Here is a 4,183-nt window from a genome sequence, read left to right on the forward strand (position 1 = left end):
CGGGTGACTTGGATTTACTTTTTCTATCATAATTTTTTCTCCTTATATGTTTTTACGTGTTAAAAGCAGGCGTTCCATTAAATCGTTTTGAGGTGAAACGCCATCAAACTCAGTCGAACAGTTTTCTTTCACAATTTGGAAAATCTCATTCCAAAGCCTGACCGCCTGATTCATGTAGTTAATACCAATGTTGATAAAAGGCGATGGTATCGGTTTACCCGTGGTTGGATGCTTGGAAAGAAACCCGAGTTTACTGGTTACTTCCTCGCATTGAATCCAACGAGCACAGCTCATTGCATACCGTTCAATAAGAGGAGATGGCACTTTACTGCTAACACCAATGTCTTTTAGCCACTTCCACGTTTCAGCATAAATTTCTTTAGCCTGAAGCTGAGTACCGTCTTTTTGCGTGGCGGATAAAAACTCGTGAGGCTGAGGCATTTCAGCACCTTCAAGCTCCGGAATATCAAGAATGCTTAAAGGCCTGCCACCGGGGTTTCCTTCACTCGCTTTTTCAACAACCGCTTTCTTTTTCCGCCCGGCACCTACGCGTCTGCCGCCACGACCGCCGATATTATTTGATTTTGTAGGCAAACTTTTCGCCTCCTTCCCACGTGAGTTTTAACTATTAAAAAATTTTTGTGTTTGATTTTGCCTATTACCCTTTTGAATACGCTGTTTTTGCACGCGAGACCCTGCGCCCGTTCCCCATGGGGTAGGCTCGTAGAGATTTAAACCCCCCTAGGGGGTGGGTTATTTGTTATGCCAGCGATCTCCACGCTTAGCGTGAATTTTAGAATGACAGGATTTGCATAGAGAAATAAGATTATTCCTCTCATGCGTTCCGCCTTCAGCAATCGGTTTAATATGATGAACCTGCTCAACAGGTACAAGCATATGGTTCTTAAAGCAAAGCTCACAGAAAGGATGCTCTTTCACATAAGAGTCCCTGACTTTCTGCCATGCTCTGCCGTAACGCTTGTGAGCATCATAAGAACGCTCGTATTTTTCGTATCGTCTGTTCTCTTGTTTTAAGTGTTCCTCACAAAACCTGCCGTCAGTTAGGTTCGGACAGCCTTGATAAGAACACGGTCTTTTAGGTTTTCTTGGCAAGACTCATCCTCCCTTCGGGAAGCTTACACTTGTGATACAATTGTTAAAATAAAATAGTTTACAGGTAGTTGTTATGAAAAAATGTAAAACCGTAGCAAATATCCTTTGGGCATTAGGCGTTTTCTCATTACTTTTAGTGATTTTAGAAGAAAGAAACATTACGCATTTTCTTCCCATATACTCAGTCCATAAGCCTACAACTACAGAGCAAATTAACCTATCCAATACGCTAACGCTATCCATTTGCTGTATAGGCTATCTTCTTTTAGGCATATCACTAGTTCTTAAAATCGTTACCGCTACATCAACAAAGAAACTGCCTCAAACTAACAAGCCAATATATATAAAGATCATACTTATCTCATTAAAAGTAGTAGCAGTCATTTTCACACTGCTCATAATTGCCTTCTCCTTATTATTTGCTTTCTTTTCCTTCCTAGTTTTAGTTGTTGATTTTAATACTCCGCAATAAGTAACTCAAAATAAGAAGGAGTTCACAGCATTAAAATGCTATGAACTCCTTCTGCCTATAGAAATATGATAATTAGCTTGCCATAAACTCCGCATACATTTGACCTAATATCTTGGCTTCCGTCACCGTAGGCAAAACATCAGTTTTAGCAGCTTGTTTCAAAAGGTCTTTATTTACATTTTTTAACGGGCCAAAATCTATACCATCAGCTAGTTTCTTGAAGGCACTAATGACATTATCTTTAGACGAATTAAATCGTTCTTGATAAAACATCTTGATTCTTTCACGCTTACTATGCTGATATAGCTGTGATATAGATTTTGAAAACCTTGTATCACTATTATCTTTCTTCATGGAAGAAACAATGAGATAGGCATCTGCGTCTGCAACCACGTCATCGTAACCAAATCCTTGTCCATCAGTTTTGCTACCCAAATGCTCCTTTAACCACTCCGATAAATCTTGATCTTTGGCAACCCTCCTATAATTTCCAAACATTTGTAGTAAATCTAACGACCATCCACCTAAATCACCTAAGCTGTAATCACCTTTATTTTCTGGTATTCCCCAGCAAATATAGCCTAAGGCAGTAGCAGCCATATGAGCAATATCTATAGTTGATACTTTGTCCTTAATAGAAGGCTGTTTTGAACATACAGCATGACATACAGACCGAGACTCCATATCGTTTTTGTCGATATTAGGTTCTGGAGTGTAAAGCCTCCACAATCCAAAGTATTTGTCACCCCAATATTCTGGTTTTCGCAGGTATTCAAGAATATATTGGCCAACCGCAAATCGATATGCAATCAATGGGTTAAAAATACCTTCAAACGCTTTCAAACACTCTTTTTCTGTTGTAGTCACCCATTTAATAAATTGAGTTTCGTCTTGCTGATATTTCTGAGATGATAGCACACTATTACAGGCTGGTATTTTCCCATTGTAAGCAACTTTGTCTAAGTCCCATTTACCGCCATATCCTGAGATTTCATGGAATTGATCATAGTTCCAGTTTTTAGGAATTGGGAATCCCAGATTGCCACTAAAACCAGTAGACATATCTGATACGAAACTAGAAACAGACAACCCTACATTAGATATCCTTGTACACACATTACGTGACGCATAAATGCCCACTGAGTAACGAGAATCAATAGTTTCATTAATACCTTTAAAATAAGGAATAATGTTACTATCAATCTGATAATCATAAATATCCATGTCTACCGCAAAATAGATTACTGTTGCTGGTACGCCTTTAGATAATGCTGCTTCACTAGCTTTCTTACCGTGTTCAAGACCTTTTTGATACGTAAAGTCGCTAAGGTTACGACCATTTTCTTGGAAAATAGGGAAATATTTCAAGCCTCCGTCAACAATACGTTTCAGCTCACCTTCACGGATTTCTTTAAACGAGCCACCTGTTAAATAACGTCCAACAATTTCATATCCATCACGTTTAAGAGTATTGAGTAATTCCGAAGTAATTTCAAAACGTGTGTCGCATGCTTTTGCTTTTCTGTCTGGATTGCCTTTACTAGTTAACAATGACATCCACGTGTTAACATCAAGTGCTCCGCTGACTGGAAGCTTATAGTCTTTCTGGAATTTGGTGAGTTGCTCAGCAAAATCATCATCCCAATTCTCATTTTGAAGACAATCATATCTAATACAATTAAGTACAGCTTTTGCTAACCACACCCACTTACCATAGGAAGAAGCGTTTTGCCTGCTAATAGTTTTCAAATTACGTCGTGTACCATGTCCAAAATTGCCCGTGGCATCATCAGGCGAATAACCCTCTAACGACTGTAAAATCTGAATAAGTGCAGTGTTCATTTCTCGACCATACAAGCCGTCACAAGGAATGATACCAGTATAATCCTTATAGGTTCGATTAACAGTTTGTTGAATAATTCTAACAACGCCAGTACCACCGTAACGATTTAGTAAAACAAACTGTTGCATAGAAAGAAGAGCTTTCATTACATCAATTGTGACTGTAGAATCACCACCAATACCCATATCATTCTTCAACTCTTTAACAGCACGCCCCGTTCCACTATAAAAGTGTTGCGTAATATTATTACTTGTCGAATAACCCTTACACCATAAAGCACCCTGAATAATAGAGTAAACATTACTTTTCGACTCATCACTATCATCTTGTTGTTTAACACCGTGCGGATAACGTTCGTTAAATTTCCGTGTTGTACCAGCACCAAAATTATTTGCTGTTGCTGTTATACCAAGCTCAATCTGCAAAGCACGAATAAGCCCATTAATTGTATCCCAACCAGTATTCCCATCAGTAATAACTGAACCAAACCCAGGCTTATCACCATAGGTTTTGTTTAACCATTGCTGTGTTTGCAATACCATCTGATCCATGTTGTGCCCTCCTTTTAGGCATGAAAAAAGCCCTGAAAGATTACTCTTTCAAGGCTTAGTATTTACAGTTTTTGCTAACTATATACTACCATATAGAAGGCTGTAACATCTCGTATCAGAGCGTACCAAACCGTACCATTTTTTCAGATTTGGATTAGATTATCTGGTAAAACTATGTGCTCTAACGCTTTCCCATGCCCTCTT

At 38.8% G+C, this 4,183-nt stretch carries 4 protein-coding genes; 1 reads left to right on the forward strand and 3 read right to left on the reverse strand.

Annotated features, from left to right (window positions below; genetic code table 11):
• Positions 1-42 precede the first annotated feature (42 nt).
• Together P0108_RS07005 and P0108_RS07010 are read right to left on the reverse strand one after the other, a co-directional pair.
• A complete protein-coding gene (locus P0108_RS07005; RefSeq protein ID WP_473730925.1) occupies positions 43-594 on the reverse strand; it encodes a P27 family phage terminase small subunit in 552 nt (183 codons plus the stop codon).
• Between the two features lie 159 nt (positions 595-753).
• Positions 754-1,113 (reverse strand): HNH endonuclease, encoded by a 360-nt coding sequence (locus P0108_RS07010; protein WP_415693515.1) that lies wholly within the window; start codon positions 1,111-1,113, stop codon positions 754-756.
• A gap of 73 nt (positions 1,114-1,186) precedes the next feature.
• On the opposite strand from P0108_RS07010, the gene P0108_RS07015 reads away from it, so the two are divergent.
• Positions 1,187-1,585, forward strand: coding sequence for a hypothetical protein (locus P0108_RS07015; RefSeq protein ID WP_032842297.1), 399 nt, complete (start codon positions 1,187-1,189; stop codon positions 1,583-1,585).
• Positions 1,586-1,657: 72 nt separating this feature from the next.
• On the opposite strand, the gene P0108_RS07020 is transcribed toward P0108_RS07015, so the two are convergent.
• Positions 1,658-3,979: a glycoside hydrolase domain-containing protein gene (locus tag P0108_RS07020; RefSeq protein WP_103014064.1), complete on the reverse strand. Its 2,322-nt coding sequence runs from the start codon at positions 3,977-3,979 to the stop codon at positions 1,658-1,660.
• Between the last annotated feature and the right edge of the window lie 204 nt (positions 3,980-4,183).

The sequence above is a fragment of the Gardnerella sp. c10Ua_244 genome (assembly GCF_055818055.1).